We start from the raw sequence: 20,131 nt of genomic DNA, 5'->3' as shown, positions 1-20,131 counted from the left end.
GTTTTGGCATCGATTTTTCGGAACAGAGAGATTTTTTGTGATTACTGTGTTAATCATTGTTTGTTTAGAATGACTAAATCGAACAATGATTTTCCTGTACGTTTAAATAAAAGTGATGAAAAGAATTGATCATCTAAATTAAAAGTATAAGCTTTAATACTAATATTATATTTATTGGTAATCTGATTATGTTTCTCTATATTCACGGTTTTTTATCTTCATCAAAATCAACAAAAGCTCAGCAGTTAAAAAAATGGTTACAACAGCAGGGCAGAGAAGAAGAATGGTGTTGTCCCGATTTATCACCTAACCCTCAACTCGCAATGCAACAACTTCGAGAATTGATTATTCACACTGAGAAACCAATTAAATTAGTTGGAAGTTCATTGGGTGGATTTTATGCTACTATTTTAAGTGAAGAGTTTGATTTAAAAGCTATTCTTATTAATCCAGCCGTAAAAGTAGGTCAAGTATTGGAAAGTAGAATTGGTTCACATAAGGCGTGGCATTCTGATAATAATATTATTTTTACACAGCAAGATGTTGATATTTTAAATAATATGGATGTGCGTGAAATCACTAAACCAAATAATTTTTTGTTAATGATTGAAAAAGGCGATGAAATTTTAAATTATCAATTAGCATTGACACTTTATAAAGATTGTAACCAACTTATTTTTAATGATGGTAACCATAGTTTTAGTCGTTTTGAGAAAGTATTGGATTTAATGGATCAATTTTAGTTTTTATTTTTGCAAATTTTTTACAAAATCTGACCGCTTATTTTTATTTTGAAATATCAATTTTATGGAAAATACAGTATAATCCTCCACAATTTTATGTATTGTAATTTGAAGGAAACAAAATGTCTGAACAACAAAATCAAGAATTAGACTTAAACGGTGAGATGTTAGCTCGTCGTGAGAAATTAAACCATATTCGTGAGCAAGGAAATCCATTTCCAAATACGTTTCGTCGTGAAAATTTAGCCAAAGATTTACAAGGTACTTATGCTGAAATTGAGGGCGAAGTATTAAAAGAACAGCACGTTGAAGTGAAAGTGGCAGGACGTATTATGTTACGTCGAGTGATGGGTAAAGCCTCTTTTATGACTATTCAAGATGTCAGTGGACAAATCCAGCTTTATATTGCTCGTGATAATTTGCCAGAAGGCGAGTATAACGACAAAGTAAAATTATGGGATCTTGGCGATATTGTTGGGGTTAAAGGTGAATTATTTAAAACCAAAACTGGCGAATTAACAGTTCGTTGTCGTGAAGTTCAACTTTTAACCAAAGCATTACGTCCTCTTCCTGGTAAATTCCACGGTTTAAGTGATCAAGAAACACGTTATCGTCAGCGTTATTTAGACTTGATTTCAAACGAAGATTCTCGTAATACTTTCTTAATTCGTTCAAAAGTGATTAGTGAAATCCGTCAATATTTCTTAGAAAAAGACTTTATTGAAGTGGAAACGCCGATGTTACAAGTAATCCCTGGTGGTGCGGCAGCACGTCCATTTATCACGCACCATAATGCGTTAGATGTGGATATGTATTTACGTATTGCGCCTGAATTATACTTAAAACGCCTTGTGGTGGGTGGTTTTGAGCGTGTGTTTGAATTAAACCGTAACTTCCGTAATGAAGGGGTTAGCGTGCGTCATAATCCTGAATTTACAATGATTGAATACTATCAAGCGTATGCAGATTACATTGATTTAATGGATAATACCGAAGAACTATTACGCCGTTTAGCGATCAATATTTTAGGTACAACAACCGTACCTTATGGCGATTATACCTTTGATTTCGGTAAACCATTTGAGCGTATTTCAATGCACGATGCGATTGTAAAATATGGCAACGGTATTGCTCGTGAAGATTTAGATAATTTTGAAAAAGCTTGTGAAATCGCAAAAGGTTTAGGGATTGAAATTCAAAAATCTTGGGGCTTAGGTTCAGTAGTTAATGCAATTTTTGAAGAAGTTGCTGAACATAAATTAATTCAACCTACTTTCTTAACCTCGCACCCTGCAGAAATTTCACCATTAGCACGTCGTAATGATGAAAATCCAGAAGTAACGGATCGTTTTGAATTATTTATCGGTGGTCGTGAAATCGGTAATGGTTTCTCAGAATTAAATGATGCAGAAGATCAGGCTCAGCGTTTTAAAGATCAAGTTGCAGCAAAAGAAGCGGGTGATGATGAAGCGATGTTCTATGATGATGACTTTGTGGTTGCATTAGAACACGGTTTACCACCAACAGCGGGAGAAGGCTTAGGAATTGACCGTTTAGCAATGATTTTTGCAAACGCACCGTCAATTCGTGATGTGATTTTATTCCCAGCAATGCGTCAAAAAGTGTAATTCGTAACAGGTTGTAAAATAATTAAAAAAATCCCTTTTCTGTTGTTGCAGAAAAGGGATTTTTAGTTTATAAAAGAACACTTAGGTAAATAAAAATGTATAAATAGATAACAAGAATAAGGAATTATTTATGACACAACAAGAAAATCTTGAAGAGCAAAATTTTTTGCATCAACCTTCTTTTTTAGAGGCAAGTATTGTATCGGTAATAACAGTTGCGTTGCTTTCTTTTTTAATTATTGGAACAGGTTGGGCACCACATATTGGCATTGCTTTTGTTATGCTTTGTTTATTGATTTATGGGCGAGTAAAAGGAATTTCTTATAACAAAATGCAACAAGCAATGGCAGATTCGTTAATGTCTAGTGTGGGAGCATTATATCTATTCTTTTTTATTGGTATTTTGGTTACTGCATTATTAATGAGCGGAGCAATTCCCAGCTTAATTTACTACGGTACATTATTGATGAGTGCCAATTATTTTTATGTGTCAGTTTTTTTAATTACCGGAATTATTGGGATTTCATTAGGAAGCAGTTTGACTACTGTGGCAACTTTAGGTGTCGCTTTTATGGGGATTGGAGAGGCATTTGATGCCAATGCAATGATTACAGCAGGGGCAATAGTTTCAGGTGCATTTTTAGGCGATAAAATGTCACCACTTTCTGATACAACCACCATTTCAGCTGCAACTGTAGATATTGATCTTTTTGATCATATCAAAAATATGTCACGTACCACAATTCCCGCATTGATACTTTGTTGTGCAATTTACATTGGTCTATCCTCTTTTAACCATAGTGAAGTAGGTAATATTGCTCGTATTGAAATATTTAGACAGGCATTAAGGGAAACCAATTTAGTGCATTTAGTCTCTTTATTACCTTTTGTATTACTTATCTGTTTAGCGGTAATGCGAGTATCTGCAATAATGGCAATGATTTATACCTCATTATTAGCCGTTGTGATTGCACTATTTTTTGGCTATAACGATTTCTCTCAGTATGGTACATATTTTTTCGCTGGTTTTGTTCCAAATCCTGAATGGGCACCTGATTTAGTACGAATGTTTAGTCGTGGTGGTTTACAAAGTATGTTCTTTACTTTAACTATTGTACTGTTAGCTGTGAGTATGGGGGGGTTATTATTTGCATTAGGTGTTATTCCTCGTCTATTAAAAGAAATAGCAGACTGGTTAAATAACCGTTTGAGAGCAACTATTGCCGTTGCAATGACTAGCGTAGGGGTAAATGTCTTAATTGGAGAACAATATTTAAGTATTCTGCTTTCAGGCGAAACCTTTAAACCCATTTATGATCGTTTAGGTTTAGAGCGTAAACATTTATCTCGTACTCTCGAAGATGCAGGAACTGTGGTCAATCCACTTGTACCTTGGAGTGTATGTGGCGTGTTTATTGCTCAGCAATTAAATGTAAGTGTAATTGATTACTTACCTTACGCATTTTTTTGCTATTTAAGTGTATTGATCACATTAGTTATTCCAAGTAAGCGGTCACATTAAAGATAAAATTTGTAAATTTGAAGTAAAGATCATTTTGAGTTTGTGTTTTATACTAGCAGTACGACTTGTCTTAGTTTTAATTGCAAAAACCTTACCAATTAATTATAGAAACTAAATGAGTCTTAAAACAACTGCTAGTAATTTACCCTGCAAAAGTATGGATCTTGTCCTGTTTATTACTATTAATTTATGAAAATTAATAGTAATAGTTTGCGGTTGTCCTGATAGAAATAAAAAAGAATAAACATCTCTATTTTATGTGCAGTTCATATTCTATACTTTTTATATACAGAAATTTTTATTTATTCCACTTCTTCCAACTCATCCGCCATAGCACTCAAGGCATCGCGAGTGAGTTGGGCGAGGGCTTTGTAAAAATTGGTATCAAAAGCTTCGACTTTACCTAAAAACTTACTGGCACAAGGGAGTAAAAAACGTTGAAAAAGATCTTTTTGGGCTTCAACGGAATCAAGATTATCTTCAATCCAAGAGGCAGTTAAAAGTAGTAATGCGACGTGATCAGGATTTTCTAATACTGGCATTCCTCGTTGTTGGCGGAAAACTATAAAATCTTGAATATTGATATCATAGCTAGATATAGCGGTATCAATATTACCATTTTTTGCAAAAAGTTCGTTATAACTGACCGCTAGTTCAGTAGGGTTAGCGAGTTTTTCTATCGTATCTAAGGCTTTATCACTTTGAGTGTCAAGGCTTAATGCCCAATCTGAGCGTAAATTACCCTGTTTTAACCATTCAAATAATTCACTTAAAATGGGATCGGTGGGGTCGCGGTAAAAAAGATTGCCAAATAAACGGCATAGTAATGAAAAATCGTTAATGGTGGTTTCGCTCATAATACTTTAAAATGACCTATTAGAATTAAAAAAGACATTATACACAAGATAAAGATAAGGACAAAAAAATGAAATATATTGGTGCTCACGTAAGTGCTGCTGGAGGAGTAGAAAATGCGGTGTTACGAGCGGTTGAAATTGGGGCGAATGCTTTTGCATTATTTACGAAAAATCAACGTCAATGGAAAGCAGCACCACTTAAGGTAGAAAATATTGAAAAATTTAAACGTTTTTGTCAGGCACATCATTTTAGTGCCGATCAAATTTTACCTCACGATAGTTATCTTATTAATTTAGGTAATCCTGATGCCGAGAACTTGGCTAAGTCTCGAGAAGCATTTATTGATGAAATGCAACGTTGTGATCAACTTGGTATTAAATTACTCAATTTTCATCCTGGTAGCCATTTAAATAAAATGTCTGAAAAAGACTGTTTAAGTCGTATTGCTGAATCCTTAAATATGGCAATTGCAACGGTGCCAAATGTCATTGCTGTCATAGAAAATACCGCAGGACAAGGTACAAATTTAGGTTGGCATTTTGATCATTTAGCTGAGATTATTGAACAAGTAGATGATAAAAGTCGAGTGGGAGTCTGTTTAGACACTTGTCATACATTTTCGGCAGGTTATGATATTTCTAGTTTTAAAGGTTGTGAACAAGTATTTACTGATTTTGAAAATAGTGTTGGTTTTCAATATTTACGTGGAATGCACCTGAATGGTTCAAAAACAGCGTTAGGTAGCCGAGTGGATCGCCATCACTCATTGCAAGAAGGAACAATTGGCATCGATGTATTTAAATATATAATGAATGATAAGCGTTTTGATGATATTCCTTTAGTGTTAGAAACCATTAATCCTGATATTTGGTGCGAAGAAATTGCATTTTTGCATTCATTACAAGCAGCATAATAAGAGAATTAATATAAAACTCGTTTAGTATTAATATGTTGAGAAAAAATTCACATTCTATATAAATTCTTCTTTACTGTTTAAAAAAACAGTATTACTATATATCCATACAGTGTTTTTTATAGGGTGTTTTTTATGCTTACTCATTTAACGATTAATAATTTTGCTATTGTTCGTCAACTTGATCTTGCTTTAAATGATGGTATGACGGTTATTACAGGCGAGACCGGAGCAGGAAAATCTATCGGAATTGATGCTCTTGGTCTTTGTTTAGGCTATCGTTCAGAAAGCTCGATGGTGCGTGATAAAAATAATAAGACCAGTGTTTCAGCAACATTCTCTATACAACCAAATAGTCCAGCATTTCTATGGTTAACAAAATATGAATTACTGGATGATGATAACCCTCAAGAATGTATTTTACGTCGAATACTTAATAGTGAAGGACGTTCTAAAGCATTTGTAAATAACCATCCTCTCCCTGTTTCTCAACTACGAGAGTTGGGGCAATATCTTATCCATCTTAATGGGCAGCACGCCCCTCAATTATTGCTTAAAAGTGACTATCAATTAACTATTTTGGATAATTATACCAACCTTACCGCTCTTTTAAGTAAGATGGCAACGCAATATGCAAAATGGAAAAAACTAAATAAAGATTTAAAATCTTATAAGCAACGTTGTTTAGAAAATGAATCTCGTAAACAATTATTGCAATATCAAGTCGAGGAGCTTGATGAGTTTTCTTTAAAACAAGGAGAGTTTGAGGAGCTTGAAGAAAATTATAACCGCTTAGCGAATGCAGACCAGCTTATTTCTCTTTCTCAGCACTCTTTAGACTTATTAACTGAGAATACGGAATGTAATATTGATTCTATGCTTTATTCTGTCATTAGTCATCTTGGTGAGCTTGCTGAGGTTGATGCGAATTATAGTCCTATCCAAGAAATGCTAAATGAAGCCCTTATTCAAATTCAAGAAGCAAGTGCCGATATTCAATCTATTGCGAATAATATTGAACAAGACCCTGAATTATTGTATGAATTAGAAACTCGTATCAGTAAGGCTATGAACCTTGCTCGTAAGCATAATATTACAGCGAAAGAACTATGGCAATATCATCGACAATTGCAACAAGAGTTACAAGATTTAGTCAATTTTGAAGACGGTGAAGAGCAATTAATTTACGAAGAAAAATTAGCCTATCAACAATGTTTAATTTTATCTGAAGAAATTTATCAAAAGCGTCTAGAAGCAAGTCAAAAATTATCAGAGCAAGTCACCAAACAGATTAAACAGCTTGCAATGGAGAATGGTGAATTTTCTATTGATGTTCAACATAATCCTGAGAAATTTTCTGTAAATGGAGCGGATAGTGTGATCTTTAATTTAAGAAGTAACTTAGGTCAAGAACCACAGCCATTGGCTAAAATCGCCTCAGGAGGAGAACTTTCTCGAATTTCATTAGTCATTCAAGTGCTTACTGCAAATAAACTTTCTACACCAACGATAATTTTTGATGAAGTTGATGTGGGCATTAGTGGTTCAACAGCGACTGCCGTCGGTAAACTATTACGTAAACTTGCTAAAAGATGCCAAGTATTATGTGTGACACATTTACCACAAGTGGCAAGTTATGGGCATCATCATTTTAATGTAGAAAAATTTGTTCAAGATGCGCAAACAGAAACTCGAATGAGTTATTTATCGACAGAAGAGCGTGTTACCGCATTAGCCAAATTGTTAGGAGGAAATAAAATTTCAAAAGTGGTGCTTGCAAATGCACAAGAAATGTTAGATTTGTCTCAAAAAGAGTAAAAATTATTACAATTAAAAAATGAATTCAGGTAAAATTGGACTATGAATTACACTTTAGTATAGCACTTATATTTCATAATATTTGTTGTAAAGCATAAAATAAAAGTAGATCAATATATGGATATCGTATTTATAAAAGAATTGACCGTTTCTGCTTCTGTAGGAGTATATGAGTGGGAAAAAAATATTAAACAACCTTTGGTGTTTAATATTGAAATGGTATGGGATTTCGAAAAAGCAGCACAGTCAGATAATGTGAAAGATTGTTTAAATTATGCGGAGGTTTCTCAAGAAGTAATGAATTTTGTTGAATCACAACATTTTGATTTGGTTGAAACTATCGCTCACCGATTAGCAGAATTGTTAGCCGTAAAATTTAATATTCCGTGGCTTAAAATTGAATTACACAAACCTCAAGCAGTGTCACAAGCGAGCAGTGTTGGCGTGATAATAGAAAGAGGTTCAAAAGTAAAATAGGAGGAAAGTTATGCAACATCAAGCTATCTCAGAACGTTTGATACAATTATCACAAAAAGAAAATAATGCTGTAATTTCAGCAGTGGTAACACATTTATCCCATCAGCATTTTAAAGGGCAGTTATCTGCTGTTCAAGTAACAGAATTATGTCAGCAATTCCAGTTATCAACGATTGAATTAGCCTTACAGTGTTTACCTATCGCAAGTTGCTACGGATTAACACCAATCTCAAATTTTAATGTTGGGGCGGTAGCAATTGGAATATCAGGAACATTCTATTTCGGAGCAAATCAAGAATACAGTAATGTTGCCATTGCTCAAACAGTACACGCAGAGCAGAGTGCAATTAGCCACGCTTGGCATAGCAATGAAAAATCTATTACCGATATTGTTGTTAATTATACGCCTTGTGGACATTGCCGTCAGTTTCTAAATGAACTTAATGTCGCTTCAAATTTAAAAATTCACTTACCTCATTCTCAAAATAATTTATTGCATAGTTATCTTCCAGATTCTTTTGGTCCTAAAGATCTTGAAATTTCGGAATTGCTTTTTGATCATCAAGATCATCAGTTTAGCTTAACAATAAATGAACCTGTTACTCAAGCAGCATTACAAGCCCTTAATCAATCTCATGCACCTTATAGCCAAGCCTATTGTGGAATTGCATTAGCCTTAGAAAATGGTGAAATTGTGACGGGACGTTATGTAGAAAATGCAGCCTTTAATCCAAGTTTTCCGCCTTTACAAAGTGCATTAAATTATCGTCGCTTAAATAGTTTAAGTGAGGTGAATATTCAAAAAATTATAATGGTTGAAAAAGCAGCGGGTTTAAGCCATAAGCAAGCAACAGAAAGTTTAGCGAAAGCTTATTTGGATATGGATATAGAATATATCTCTATTTAATAGATTAAGTAATATCAAGCGGTGACATTGAAGTAAAAATTTACAATTTTGAAACTCTTTCCCTTTAAAAGCAAGGGAAAGAGTGGATAAATATGAGTGAAAGAAAACTATGAATTCATCTCTTCATCTGATAAAACTAGAGAGACTAATTTACGATCCTTTTTGATTGTTTTTCTTTCATTAACGATGTGTAGCAATCCATTTTTATCAACAGTATAAAGTGGAATAAAAGCAGGGTTATTCGCTTTATACTCTTCATAATTGTAGTTATCTGTTAGATTAGTCACTTTAATTTTCGCATTTTTATTTAACATTGTGGTCAATCTGGCGTAAGTAATATCTTTTCCAAATAGATAGTTAAAGTTAAAACCATTCTGTTTTTGATTACGTTCAGTTACATTTGTTTCATCATTAAACTCTAAACGGAAAATATTTTTTTCGCCAAAATCGTGTAGGTAATGTGTGGCTGAAAGTAAGTTCATTTCTCGATCTGTACTCATTGTGAATAAGTGACCAATACCTATTAGGTCTAGGTGATTATCTGCGTGATTAGAGAGAGGACTACCATAATAAGTACGTATCCCCATCATTCGGGCTTTGGCTAATCCGTTATAATAAGTATCTGCCATAACCACTTCAATGCCTAAATCATTCAAAGATTTTGCAATCATTAGTGCCACAGGATTAGAACCAATAATTAGTACACCTGTATTGGCAACTTGTCGCACTTTGAGAAAGGTTGCAATAGGTTTTGCTCCTAATCCTTGAATAAATACGGTTCCAATAATAATGGTAAATACTAACGGAACAAGTAATTCTACACCTTTGATACCTTGATCTTGTAGGCGTATCGCAAAAAGCGATGAAATAGCCGCTGCTACAATACCACGAGGACCTATCCAACTGATCATTAGTTTTTCATTGAATGTTAATTTTGAACCTATTGCAGACACCCAAATAGCAAGAGGACGGGCAACAAACATTGCCACGAGTAATAGTACAAAGCCTGAGAATCCAACACTCAGTAGTGCATTTAAATCTACTCTTGCGGCTAAAATAATAAATAATACGGAGATTAATAAAACTGTGATGGACTCTTTAAACTCTAATATATTATCTTTAGGAAAGTTTTTCCAGTTTGCAAGAGCAACCCCTAATACAGTAACAGTTAACAATCCCGATTCGTGAGACAGTGCATTTGAAACAGAGAAAAGAAGTAAAACATAAGCAAGTACAAACACATTTCGTAGGTAGTCAGGAATAAGATGGTATTTAATTAATTTGGCTAAAATAAGCGCACCAACCATACCTAGCGCTGCAGCAATAAGGATAATTGTACCAAAGGTTAAAAAACCATTAGAAGCACCATCTGAAATAATATATTCATAAACCAAAACGACCGCAATAGCACCAATAGGATCAATTAAAATTCCCTCCCATTTTAAAATATTAGAAATAGAGTTATTAGGACAAACACTACGTAGCAAAGGAATAATAACAGTTGGACCTGTCACACAAACTAATGCGCCAAATAATAAAGCTATTCGCCAGTCTATATCAAATAAACCATAAGTTGCGAGGGATATAACCGCAATAGTAATGAGCATTCCAACAGAAACGAGGAGCTTAACTACTCTACCATGATGTTGAATTTCTTTAAATTCTAGTGTTAATGCGCCCTCAAATAGAATAATTGCAACACCAAGAGAGATAAAGGGGAAGAGCAGATCACCTAAAACTTCATCAGGATGAAAAACATTTAAAACAGGTCCAACTAAAATTCCAATTAATAATAAATACAGAATAGAGGGCTGTTTTAAATACCAAGCTAACCATTGTGCGGCAATGCCTAATCCAACAATGATGGATAAAATTAATGCTGAATCCATAATAGAATTACTCCGAAAATTGGTAAATTTTAAATAAGATCGTACCGCTTATTTTTTTATTAAGGTTAAAAACTCTTTACGGGTTTCTCTATCTTGTAAAAATACTCCTCCAAATGCAGAGGTGATGGTTTTGCTGTGGGTATCTTTTATACCACGACATTTTACACAAAAATGGGTTGCTTTGACAAAAACAGCAACATCATCTGTATCCAAAATAGTTTGAAAGGCGGTAAGCACTTGTTCAGTAAAACGTTCTTGAACTTGAGGGCGTTGAGCAAAAAATTGTACAACACGATTAATTTTAGATAAGCCAATAATCCAATTTTTAGGGTAATAAGCGACAGAGACACTTCCATCAATAGTGACAAAATGATGTTCGCAAGTGCTAGTACAAGTGATTTCATCGACGAGTACCATTTCACTCACTTTCATTTGGTTCTTTATTTTTGTGATTTTAGGAAAAGTATCGTAGTCTAAGCCACTAAAAATCTCATCAACATACATTTTTGCCAAACGATGTGGTGTTTCTTCAAGGCTATCATCTCGTAAATCCATCCCCAATAATTCCATAATAGCTTGAAAATGCTGCTGAATTTCCGTTTTACGGCTTTCTTTATCTTTGATTGGCGTAATCATTGGTGTTTCAATACCTTTTTCCAATAACGCATTACGCACATTGTCAGCTTCAAATGTTGTTGTGTTCATAGTCTCTCTCTAATAGTTGAGGGATGGATTTTATCAAATTACTTTGAAAATTCAATGTTAAAAATTAAATTGAAGGTTTCGCTACAACATAAATTTTTTGACACTGGCGAATGAGATTATAATCTATTTTTGCACTTGCGATGACTGTTTCCTTTAAAATATCTGCCGCTGCTTGAGCGATGGTTTGCACAAAATATTCCATATCTCGCACAATAGTATGCCCAATATAGCTATCTATATGTTTATCAAGGCTAAACAGTTCTAAAAAATGGTTGCTATTTTTATAACGCAGAGTAATAAAACTCCCTTGTTTTGGGTTTTTAGAGGCAGGACAAAGTTCGGGTAAATAGAGAATATGTTCGACTTCAGTATCCATTTTTGGATTAGGGTTATCGATTACGTTCATCGGTGAAATTTTGTGTTTCTGTTCTGCTACATTTTGGTGTAGATCTAAAATTTCATTTGTCATTTTGTTTTCCTTTTTTAAACAATAATAAATTAGGCTTGTTGTAAGCGTTTAAATTGCCAAAATTTAGCAATAAATAGCATTGCAATACCATATTTTACAATGATATCCGCATAAATAATTTGCCAGATTTCTGTTAAAGGTAACACACCGTAAAAAGCTAAAAAAGTAAATAAAATACTATCTAGTGGCACACTTAACGCATTAGAACTCAATACACGAATAACAAATCGTCGATGTTTAAAACGATGAAAAACAGCAGTATCAGCGAGTTCACTAACACTTATTGATAAAAAAGAAGCAAAGATAAAACGGCTTGGTACATTTAGCCAATAAGAGACAATAATATTGACGATAACTGCTATACAAATTGCCCAATAAACAAGGTTTAAGCCACCATAAAAATGAATTTTATCTCGCAGGGTAAAAATGGCAGCAAAGAAAAGGGTTCCAATAGAAAGCATTCCATAAAAAGGCAATGTAATAAAAGTATCTAGCGTTAAATTAGCGAGCAAAATGCTCATCACATATAAAAACACCAAGAAAAAGGGGAAAGAAAACCCAATTCCTCGAAAGGATGGTAACGTCATTGTTTCTCCAAAGCAATAAAACAGATTGATGGATTGTATATTTTTATTAATATACACACAGGTTAGCAGAAACGTCCACGCCTGAAAGGGACGACAGTCTAACAAAAATTTACGGTAATCGGTAAATTTATTGCAACTAAATGTTGATCTTTTATCTATCTCTGCGAAAATGTTCCTTTTACTTAATTAAAATTTAATGGACTATTATCAATTTAACCAACAATTTATCAGCGATACGCAACAATCTGCGATTAAAACTTTATTAGATACCGTCTCTTTTTTCGAAAGTGAGTGGTTACTTGGTTCTTCTAAAGGACGAGGTATCACGTGGTTTTTAAAAACAGAGCAGTTAATGGGTGTCAATAGTGTAAAACGTCATTATTATCGTGGTGGATTATTTGGGAAATTGATTAAGGATAGCTATTTTTTTACTAGTTTTGAGCAAACAAGAGCTGTACAAGAGTTTAATTTGCTACAAAAAATGTCTCAGGAGGGATTACCTATCCCTCGTCCTATTGCAGTAAAAATTACTAAAAAATGTTGTTTTTATTCAGCCGATATTTTAATTGAAAAAATCGAAAACGCTCAAGATCTTAGTCAATTTTTACAACAAAATAGGTTATCTTCACAGCAATACATTGAGATTGGAAAACTGATTAAACAACTTCACCAACACCAAATTCACCATAGTGATTTGAATATCCATAATATTTTATTTGATGAAAACAATAATCAGTTTTGGCTCATTGATTTTGATAAATGCGGTATTCAGCAAGGGGATGATTGGAAGAGTAGTAACCTTGAAAGATTACTACGATCTTTTAATAAAGAAGTACAACGCTTGAATATTCGTTTTGATAAACAAGATTGGCAGAGTTTGTTGGTTGGGTATAAGAGTTAAAGCGTCCCTCCAACACCTTTAAATTTTTCCACAAAAGTGGCTATTTTCTGGAAAATAGCCTGTTTTTTTGTTAAATACTTAGGATTTAAAGGGCTCATTTTGGGTAGAATATCATTTAATTCAGTCCCATTTTCACTGGCATACTCACGTTTTAATGACGTTTTAATATAACGTTTTGTGGCTTCTTCATTTAGATTTTCAGCGTCAATTAGCTCGTTAGCTTCTCGTTGTTGTTCTTGTTGTGCAAATCGGAAGAATACTTCAATAATCATTGTTTTATCTATTATTTCATCTAAATTAGTGTGATTGATAAAATCAACGATTAAACTTTCTTTTGCACGATGCCCAAGACTTGAACGAATTATACGACGAATTTCTGATATTAAAGCAGGTTTATTTTGAGTTATTTTATGCTGTTCAAAAATCAGTTCTAAAATATAGTCTAAATTTATTTCTTGTGACTTCAATAAATCAACTTCAAAGGTAACATCATCCCAATCAATAGTAAGTTGCTCTTGTTTAGAATTTGATTTTTCTTGACGCAACCATTCTCTAATATCGTTATAAGTTGAACGATAATCTTGGATTTCACGCTCTGTTGGAATAAGTGTATTCTGCATTTCTATTAGCTTTTTATGAGATACGCCATATTTACCTTGGCATTCTTCTACTAAATTTACATTGCTAGAATCAAGAGTTTGTGCTTTTTGTAATGCACTAAATTCATCATAATTTTGCAAAATATTTTCTACACGTAAGTATTCACTAAATAGTTTTACAAATTCTTTTTTGTCTGCTTCTGTTTTAATTTTTTCAGGAGCGGGAAAATGTTGTTTTAATTCTTCAATAATGGCTAAATAACCACGCTGGAATTTTCCTGTAAGATTATCTTCATAGCCTTGCATATACTCTTTATAGCTTTTTTCAAGAACAACATTTTTGGTGTTCTTATCACCAAATAGAGTAATGGCATCAATGGTAGCTTTCTCTAAATTACGGAAAGTAACAATATTTCCAAAAGATTTAGTTGCATTATAAATACGATTGGTTCGTGAATAAGCTTGTATAAGTCCGTGAAAACGTAAATTTTTATCTACAAATAATGTATTTAAAGTGACCGCATCAAACCCCGTTAAAAACATCCCGACCACAATGAGTAAATCAATTTCTTGATTTTTTACTCGTAAGGAGAGATCTCGATAATAATTTTGAAAAGATTTGCTCTCTACACTGAAATTAGTTTGAAATTTACGATTATAATCATCAATCGCCATTGTTAAAAATTCTTTACTACTTGTATTCATTGCCGTGACGTCAAAACTTTCATCTGCAATATTGCCCTTTGCATCTTGCTCTTCATTAGGTGTGAATGAAAAAATAGTCGCTACTTTTAGTGGCTTATGGGCAGTTTTTTGTAATCTTTTAAATGCGTCATAATACAGTTTTGCAGCCTCAACAGAACTTACTGCAAACATTGCATTAAACCCTTTTGATTGTGTGGTAAAGCGGTGGGTTTTTTGATGAAAATTACTTAATATATAATTTGTGATTTCATTGATCCGTTGAGGATGGAGGAGTGCTTGTTTATTTTCATAAGTTGTTAATTTTTGCTCATCTATTTCATTTTCAAGCAACTGGAACTGTGGGCGAACATTGTTATAATCTACTTTAAATTTTAAGACTTTTTCATCGCGAATAGCGTCAGTAATAGTATAAGAATGTAATTCGCATCCAAATACACTTGCAGTCGTTTCACTGCCAAGCGCATTCTGTGGGAAGATTGGAGTTCCAGTAAAACCAAATTGATAATATTTTCTAAATTTTTTCTTAATGTTTTTTTGTGCTTCACCAAATTGGCTACGGTGACATTCATCAAAAATAAAGACAACCTGCCTTTTATAAATATCTAAATTATCTTCACTTTTTATTAAATTATTGAGTTTTTGAATAGTGGTAACGATAATTTTATTATCATCTTTTTTTATATTTCGTTTTAGCCCTGCCGTGCTTTCACTACCATTGACACTATCTGGTGAGAAATTTTGATACTCTCTCATTGTTTGATAGTCTAAATCTTTTCTATCAACCACAAAAAATACTTTATCAATAAATGTTAAATCTGTTGCTAATCGAGCTGCTTTAAAACTTGTTAATGTTTTGCCCGATCCTGTAGTGTGCCAAATGTAACCGCCACTTTCCGTATTACTCCAATTTTTGGCATTGTAAGAGCTTTCAATCTTCCATAAAATGCGTTCTGTTGCAGCAATTTGATAAGGTCGCATAATTAAAAGGGTGTTATTAGTATCGAAAACACTGTATTTTAACAATACCTTTAAAAGCGTATTTTTTTGAAAGAATGTCGCTGTAAAATCTTTTAAATCCTTAATAAGTTCGTTGTTTGATTTTGCCCAGTTCATTGTAAAATCGAAACTATTTTTATCTCGTTTTGTGGTATTGGCAAAATAGCGGGTATCTGTTCCGTTTGAAATGACAAAGATCTGCAAAAATTTAAAGAGAGAATGTTCACTATTAAAACTTTCCTTGGTGTAGCGATGAATTTGATTAAAAGCCTCTTTAATTGCCATCCCACGTTTTTTCAGTTCAATTTGAATAAGTGGTAAGCCATTGATTAAAATAGTGACATCATAGCGATTAGTATGCTCACCTCTTTGTTCAAATTGATTGATAACTTGTAAGGTATTGCGTGTTATATTTTTCTTATCTAACAAATAAATATTTTGGATATGTCCATCATCAAAAACAAAATCATAAATATGGTTATGATGAATTTTGCAAGTTTTATCAATAATCGTATCGCTTGGTTTGTCTAAATATTCACTTAAAAAGCGTTGCCATTCATCATCACTAAAATTCATCTTATTTAAGTTTTGTAATTGTTTACGAAGATTAGCGAGTAGTTTATCGTTTGAATTTAAATCTTGGCGGTATTCGTATCCTTGATTAACAAGATCAGAAATCAATTCTTTTTCTAAATCACTTTCAGTTTGGTAGCTTCCAGATTGTTCAATAGGGCTATATTTATCTAAAATGATAAAGTTTTTTGATTCTGTGATGGGTTTTGTTGTAGTCATATTTTTACCTTTATACTCTTTTAATCATCATCTAATTTAGATTGATACATTTTATTTAATTTTTCTACTAATCCTTTTAAAACTTTTTTATCATTTTCTGATAATTCAACGGTTTCTTCACTAGAATGTTTAGAATGACTAGAAAAATTAATAATTCTTGCTTCATAAGGGTTTGGTAAACCATCATTATTCTGAGGTAACAGTTCTCCCCAAGTTTGATAACCTAAAAACGTGGATGTCTTTTCTAAAATATTCCTTAAGAAATTAAAATGATATTTTTTTAATTGATTATTTTCAATCGCTTTTTCAATTTCTTTTTTTAAATAAAGGTGATAAGAAAAAGGTGAGTCATTCTGTTGTTGTATCAGTTCGTATGTACCGTCTTCTCGTTTGTTTAATTGATATTTATATAATTCTTTCTTTTTATATTTGTTAGGCTTATCATCGCGATTGAGTTCATTGTGTAATATATTATAAAACAAAGGATTGTGTGTTGTAATAATAAATTTGATTTCTGATTTACTTGATTTAATGAGTTGTGCTAAATCTACAGCTAATTGAATTAGATGGTTTTCATCTAAAGAGCTAACGGGGTCATCAATAAAAATATATTCTAATTCATCGAACTGATTTGTTGAACGGTCTTCTGGTTCAGCCGTATTGAGTTCTGATATAACTAATTGAATCAGAGTATAAAAAATACTCCAGATGAAATTACTTTCTTCTCCTTTCGATATTTTAATATTTTCTTCTAATGAATCATCGCCACGAGTAAAGGAGAACGTAATTTTTGAAAAATTTTCATCAAAACGAGGTGTTAATTTATCGTTAGTATAATATTGAAAATTATCAATGACATTTTGATCTTGCCCTTGCTCTTTCAACACCCATTCAGTAAAAGTATTTAATTGGATATTTAGTATAGGTTCGGCATCATTATTTAAATCATTATTCCAATAAAATAAATCTTCAGTAAAGGCATTGTAGTAAAGAATTTTTGTACGAGCTAACTGAATTTGCTCCACATTTTCATCAGTATTATGTTTGGGAAAAATAAGTTGTTTAAATTCACGAGAAAGCCGTGTTTTTCCAGAACCATTAAAAGCATAGATTAGCTGTACTTTTTTCTCTTTGTTTTTTAAGTGTTGGGCAATATCTTGTAATGTACCTTGTAATTCTAATTCATCCATATTTATCCTTTGCTCTAAAATTTATTTTTTATTTCTAATTGAATCAAATAGTAATAGGCGGTTACATCCTAATCAGAATTTGCAAAAAACTATAATAATCTTACCGCTTACTTATCAAAGTTTAATAACAAATCCCTATAATATTCATACTGTTTTTGTCTAAGATCAATTTCTTTTGGCAACCCTTCGGTAATTGAGTTGGTTAAGCGGTCAAATTTATCTAAAATTTTGACAATCCGTTCTTGCTCATCAAGTTTGGGAAGGGGGATTTGTGATTTTTTTAAAGTTTTCATAGAAATACTTTTTACTGTACCCCCTTCTGCTTTTTTTAAAAATTCACTTCTAATATGTGAACTAGTAAACAAGAACCTTAAAAAATCTGAAAGTATTAAATCTGCTTTAGGTTTAATTGCATAAACCCCTTCTTTAATATTCCAATTTGTTGGTGCCTCTTTTATCACGGCAGTTTCTCCAATCGTTCCTGTTCCAGAAAAAAGGATATCTCCAATTTCTAAATTCGAACGATTATTGCAAAGTTTTAATGCTTCATCATTTATTCTATCTGTTTTTTCAGTTGGCGATATAGAGCCATTACGAATTTCTTTAATAGTGATATAAAAGTTTATCGCATCTTCCGTGTTTAATTGAAAAAAACGGCGTGGATTTAATCCAGTATTAAGAGAGTAAATAACATCTCCCAATCGAACCCATTCACATTGATTTCCCCCCCCCTATCAATTCTCCAAGGTTCAATAGCCTATCTCTATAGTAGTTATACTGTTGATCGCGCAACGCAAGCTCTTTCGCAAGCTCATAGCATATATTTGTCATTCTGTCAAGTGTTTTTGCTATTTCTTGTTGCACATCAAGTGGCGGGATTGGGATTTTTAAATTTGAAAAATTGCTAATCCATTGGCGTTTATGATCCGTATTTTTACCAATATTTGGTAAAGTATTTATCCAATGATAAATATATCTTAATAAATACTGCTCTTCATCAACTGACGAGATTATTTTCATTGCAGAAGATTTTACTTTAAAATCAAAATCTACCCATTTATTTGCCGTTGTGAAATCATCAAAAATAATAACAGGATTTTCTGTGGCCTGATAAAGTCCATCTGTTTCATCGGTATAGCCTAAAATAAATGTTTTTCCAGCGGTTAAAACTGGCGTTTTAAAACTATCATTATAATTTGTTGTTTTTACTAGATAGGGGGTGGGTTGTTGGTAGTTAGTTATCTCACCAAGTCTTTTCCACTCAACTTCTCGCCCTTGTAATAATTTTTCTATATAGTTATGTAACATTTTATTTTCTCATTTAATATTTGATAAATAGATCAAATAAAGCGTAGTTGATATAAAAATTTTCTCGCCCAATTTTTTCTTTTTTCAATAATCCAATTCGGCATAATTCATCAAGGTAACGCTTTGCTGTTTTATCACTGACACCAAGATGATTTTGAATAAAGGCTATTTTTGAATAAGGGTGCATAAATAATTGATTGAGCAAATCTTGGCTATAAATTTTCGGTAATTCACTGCGGAATTGATTTTTGAAATTTTGCATTAAAATTTTAATTTGTTTGACTAATTCAATGGTTGATTGAGCTGTTTCAATAATTGCATTAAGGATATATTGCACCCAATCTTCCCAGTTTTGAGAATCTCTAACTGCTTGTAAAAGAGTATAATAGTCTGATTTATTTTCAATAAGGTAGCGACTTAAATATAATATTGGAATATCTAATAAATTTTCCTTTACAAGATAAAGAATATTTAAAATTCGTCCAGTTCTGCCATTACCATCATAAAAAGGGTGAATACTTTCAAATTGATGATGAATAATCGCCATTTTAGTTAAAGGATCAAGTTCAAAGCGATCTTCTGTATTGATAAATTCAATCAAATTTTCCATCAATAAAATAATGTCATTTTTATGTTGTGGTGGAGTATAAACAACTTGTCCTGTGTAGGCATTTTTTAATGCTGTTCCTGATATGGCACGTAGACCTGCATTATTATGCTCTAATTGTTCTTGAACCATCAAAAGTGTGTTGAGACGAATAATTTGTTCTTGTTTAATGAGATTAAATCCACTATTTAACGCATAACTGTAGCGTTGTACTTCTTTAACCGCAGGATTGAATGTGGAAAATTCTGATAAATCTGCTTGGTAAAGTTCATCTTGCGTTGTAATAATATTTTCAATTTCACTACTGTGTTTAGCTTCTTGTAGAGAGAGTGTATTAATTAAAATAGTTTGATTAGGAATAGACTGTACAACACCTTTTAACTCTGCAAGAGAACGGTGTGCTATCGCAAGTTTTTTTAGTATTGCTTTTGTTTCAATTTTCTCAAAAATCTCATCAAAGGGTAATGGTTTTACTGGACAATCAGGGGTTAAATTCATATCTTTTCCTAAAATTATC

18 protein-coding genes are annotated in these 20,131 nt (G+C 32.6%); 8 read left to right on the top strand and 10 right to left on the bottom strand.

Annotated elements, in window-relative coordinates; all coding sequences use genetic code 11:
- Window positions 1-188: 188 nt before the first annotated feature.
- From U9966_RS09820 to U9966_RS09810, 3 genes are all read left to right on the top strand, one after another.
- Window positions 189-743 (top strand): YqiA/YcfP family alpha/beta fold hydrolase, encoded by a 555-nt coding sequence (locus U9966_RS09820; RefSeq protein ID WP_306346396.1) that lies wholly within the window; start codon window positions 189-191, stop codon window positions 741-743.
- Between the two features lie 122 nt (window positions 744-865).
- A complete protein-coding gene (gene lysS, locus U9966_RS09815; protein WP_306346395.1) occupies window positions 866-2,371 on the top strand; it encodes a lysine--tRNA ligase in 1,506 nt (501 codons plus the stop codon).
- 130 nt (window positions 2,372-2,501) lie between these two features.
- Window positions 2,502-3,893 carry a Na+/H+ antiporter NhaC family protein gene (locus tag U9966_RS09810; protein WP_306346394.1) on the top strand — a complete coding sequence of 464 codons (1,392 nt, stop codon included), beginning with the start codon at window positions 2,502-2,504 and terminating at the stop codon, window positions 3,891-3,893.
- Window positions 3,894-4,195: 302 nt separating this feature from the next.
- On the opposite strand, the gene U9966_RS09805 is transcribed toward U9966_RS09810, so the two are convergent.
- The gene (locus U9966_RS09805; RefSeq protein WP_306346393.1) at window positions 4,196-4,750 is read right to left on the bottom strand and encodes a TorD/DmsD family molecular chaperone; all 555 of its coding nucleotides are present in this window, start codon (window positions 4,748-4,750) and stop codon (window positions 4,196-4,198) included.
- A gap of 68 nt (window positions 4,751-4,818) precedes the next feature.
- On the opposite strand from U9966_RS09805, the gene nfo reads away from it, so the two are divergent.
- The 4 genes from nfo to cdd all read left to right on the top strand — a co-directional run bounded on the left by nfo (window position 4,819) and on the right by cdd (window position 8,866).
- On the top strand, window positions 4,819-5,664 hold the full coding sequence (gene nfo / locus U9966_RS09800; protein ID WP_306346392.1) for a deoxyribonuclease IV: 846 nt from the start codon (window positions 4,819-4,821) through the stop codon (window positions 5,662-5,664).
- 135 nt (window positions 5,665-5,799) lie between these two features.
- Complete coding sequence (gene recN, locus U9966_RS09795; protein ID WP_306346391.1) at window positions 5,800-7,482, top strand: DNA repair protein RecN; 1,683 nt, start codon at window positions 5,800-5,802, stop codon at window positions 7,480-7,482.
- A gap of 117 nt (window positions 7,483-7,599) precedes the next feature.
- Window positions 7,600-7,959, top strand: a complete 360-nt coding sequence (gene folB / locus U9966_RS09790) for a dihydroneopterin aldolase (RefSeq protein WP_306346390.1) — start codon at window positions 7,600-7,602, stop codon at window positions 7,957-7,959.
- Between the two features lie 10 nt (window positions 7,960-7,969).
- Window positions 7,970-8,866 (top strand): cytidine deaminase, encoded by an 897-nt coding sequence (gene cdd / locus U9966_RS09785; protein WP_306346389.1) that lies wholly within the window; start codon window positions 7,970-7,972, stop codon window positions 8,864-8,866.
- A 107-nt stretch (window positions 8,867-8,973) separates the two neighbouring features.
- Here cdd and U9966_RS09780 read toward each other — a convergent pair whose 3' ends face one another.
- The 4 genes from U9966_RS09780 to U9966_RS09765 form a co-directional block, all read right to left on the bottom strand.
- Complete coding sequence (locus U9966_RS09780; protein WP_306346388.1) at window positions 8,974-10,755, bottom strand: cation:proton antiporter; 1,782 nt, start codon at window positions 10,753-10,755, stop codon at window positions 8,974-8,976.
- 48 nt (window positions 10,756-10,803) lie between these two features.
- Window positions 10,804-11,460 (bottom strand): GTP cyclohydrolase I FolE, encoded by a 657-nt coding sequence (gene folE / locus U9966_RS09775; protein WP_306346387.1) that lies wholly within the window; start codon window positions 11,458-11,460, stop codon window positions 10,804-10,806.
- A 64-nt stretch (window positions 11,461-11,524) separates the two neighbouring features.
- Window positions 11,525-11,929, bottom strand: a complete 405-nt coding sequence (locus U9966_RS09770; protein ID WP_306346386.1) for a hypothetical protein — start codon at window positions 11,927-11,929, stop codon at window positions 11,525-11,527.
- Window positions 11,930-11,958: 29 nt separating this feature from the next.
- Window positions 11,959-12,516 (bottom strand): VUT family protein, encoded by a 558-nt coding sequence (locus U9966_RS09765; RefSeq protein WP_306346385.1) that lies wholly within the window; start codon window positions 12,514-12,516, stop codon window positions 11,959-11,961.
- Between the two features lie 196 nt (window positions 12,517-12,712).
- Between U9966_RS09765 and U9966_RS09760 the strand changes: the two genes are divergently transcribed.
- Window positions 12,713-13,417 (top strand): 3-deoxy-D-manno-octulosonic acid kinase, encoded by a 705-nt coding sequence (locus U9966_RS09760; RefSeq protein ID WP_306346384.1) that lies wholly within the window; start codon window positions 12,713-12,715, stop codon window positions 13,415-13,417.
- Here U9966_RS09760 and U9966_RS09755 read toward each other — a convergent pair.
- The 5 genes from U9966_RS09755 to U9966_RS09735 all read right to left on the bottom strand — a co-directional run bounded on the left by U9966_RS09755 (window position 13,414) and on the right by U9966_RS09735 (window position 20,112).
- The gene (locus tag U9966_RS09755) at window positions 13,414-16,509 is read right to left on the bottom strand and encodes a type I restriction endonuclease subunit R (protein WP_306346383.1); all 3,096 of its coding nucleotides are present in this window, start codon (window positions 16,507-16,509) and stop codon (window positions 13,414-13,416) included. The two genes, U9966_RS09760 and U9966_RS09755, sit on opposite strands and share 4 nt — an antisense overlap.
- 20 nt (window positions 16,510-16,529) lie before the next feature.
- Window positions 16,530-17,699, bottom strand: a complete 1,170-nt coding sequence (locus U9966_RS09750) for an AAA family ATPase (RefSeq protein WP_211598034.1) — start codon at window positions 17,697-17,699, stop codon at window positions 16,530-16,532.
- 107 nt (window positions 17,700-17,806) lie between these two features.
- Entirely contained in the window at window positions 17,807-18,400 is a 594-nt protein-coding gene (locus tag U9966_RS09745) for a restriction endonuclease subunit S (protein ID WP_306346382.1), read from the bottom strand.
- A gap of 10 nt (window positions 18,401-18,410) precedes the next feature.
- A complete protein-coding gene (locus tag U9966_RS09740; protein ID WP_306346381.1) occupies window positions 18,411-19,007 on the bottom strand; it encodes a restriction endonuclease subunit S in 597 nt (198 codons plus the stop codon).
- 13 nt (window positions 19,008-19,020) lie between these two features.
- Complete coding sequence (locus tag U9966_RS09735) at window positions 19,021-20,112, bottom strand: Fic family protein (protein ID WP_306346380.1); 1,092 nt, start codon at window positions 20,110-20,112, stop codon at window positions 19,021-19,023.
- Between the last annotated feature and the right edge of the window lie 19 nt (window positions 20,113-20,131).

Source organism: Pasteurella atlantica (assembly GCF_963693435.1).
GTDB classification, from domain to species: Bacteria; Pseudomonadota; Gammaproteobacteria; order Enterobacterales; family Pasteurellaceae; genus Phocoenobacter; species Phocoenobacter atlanticus.
The sequence above is the reverse complement of the archived record's forward strand: the minus strand, read 5'-3'. Positions and strand labels throughout refer to the sequence as shown.